The following is a 1,156-nucleotide window of genomic DNA, read 5'->3' as shown; positions in this document are numbered from 1 at the left end:
CCGCCCAGTCCCGCGCGGTTTCCCGTCCCGGATGGGTGAAATCTGCCGTCATCTTGGTCCCTCCCGATGTTCAGCTTGTGTCGCGGCGCGGCAGGGCGTCCTGCCGGATCATGTCCGCCGCCTTTTCCCCGATCATGATGCAGGGCGCGTTGGTATTGCCCGAGGTGATCGTGGGCATGACCGACCCGTCCGCCACACGCAGCCGCCCGATGCCATGCACCCGCAGCCGCGGATCCACCACCGACAACGCGTCGCGCCCCATCCGGCAGGTGCCGACCTGGTGCCAGCCGCAATTGCCGTGGGCCCTGATGTGCTCGAGCAGCGCCCCGTCCTCCTGCACCGCCGGCCCCGGCAGCCGCTCGGCCACCACGCGGGCCGCCACCGGGTCGCGGGACATGATCTCGCGCATCCGCCGCAAGCCCAGGACCGTGCGCCGCCCGTCGTCGGGGTCGGAAAGGTAGTTCGGCTGGAAGGCCGGCGCCGCCAGAGGGTCGGGCGATCTCAGCGACACATGCCCGCGCGAGCCGGGGTTGAGCAGCACCACCCCGGCGCTGACGCCGGGAAAGCCGTCCACCATCACCGCCCCCTTGGGATGGAAGGTGTAGGACACCGGCCGCAGCACCATCTGCAGGTCCGGCTGCGCCAGCGCGTCCGAACTGCGCGCGAACACCGCCGAGGCCGAGACCGACAGGGCCAGCAGCCCGCGCCGCGCCAGCAGGTATTTGACCCCCTCGACGTATTTCCCCAGCCCGCGCAGGGCGTCGTTGTAGGAACTGCCCCGCGTCACCTCCCAGATCATCGGGCCGAACCAGTGGTCCTGCAGGTTCCGGCCCACGCCCGGCAGGTCGCGCGCGACCGCGATGCCCTGCGCCGCCAGCATCCGCCCCTCGCCGATCCCCGACAGCATCAGCAGATGCGGCGAATTCAGCGACCCGGCCGAGACCACGATCTCGCGCCGGGCGCGGATCACATGGCGCCGGTCGCCCTGCAGGATCTCGACGCCGGTCGCCTCGCCCCGCTCGACCAGGATGCGCAGCACGCGGGTCTTGCGCATCACGGTCAGGTTGCGCCGGTGCAGGACCGGCTTGACGAAGGCGGTGTAGCTGGTCTCGCGCCGGCCGTCGCGGATGGTGTGCTGGTGGAAATCCGCACCCTC

Annotated in this window: 1 protein-coding gene; it reads right to left on the bottom strand. The window is 71.2% G+C overall.

Annotation, left to right across the window (positions count from 1 at the left end; all coding sequences use genetic code 11):
- Positions 1-70 precede the first annotated feature (70 nt).
- On the bottom strand, positions 71-1,156 hold a 1,086-nt coding region (locus FE811_RS26930), incomplete at its 5' end, for a GMC family oxidoreductase (RefSeq protein WP_140849576.1).

It is taken from the genome of Paracoccus sp. FO-3 (assembly GCF_006386455.1).
Lineage (GTDB): Bacteria > Pseudomonadota > Alphaproteobacteria > Rhodobacterales > Rhodobacteraceae > Paracoccus > Paracoccus versutus.
The sequence above is the reverse complement of the archived record's forward strand: the minus strand, read 5'-3'. Positions and strand labels throughout refer to the sequence as shown.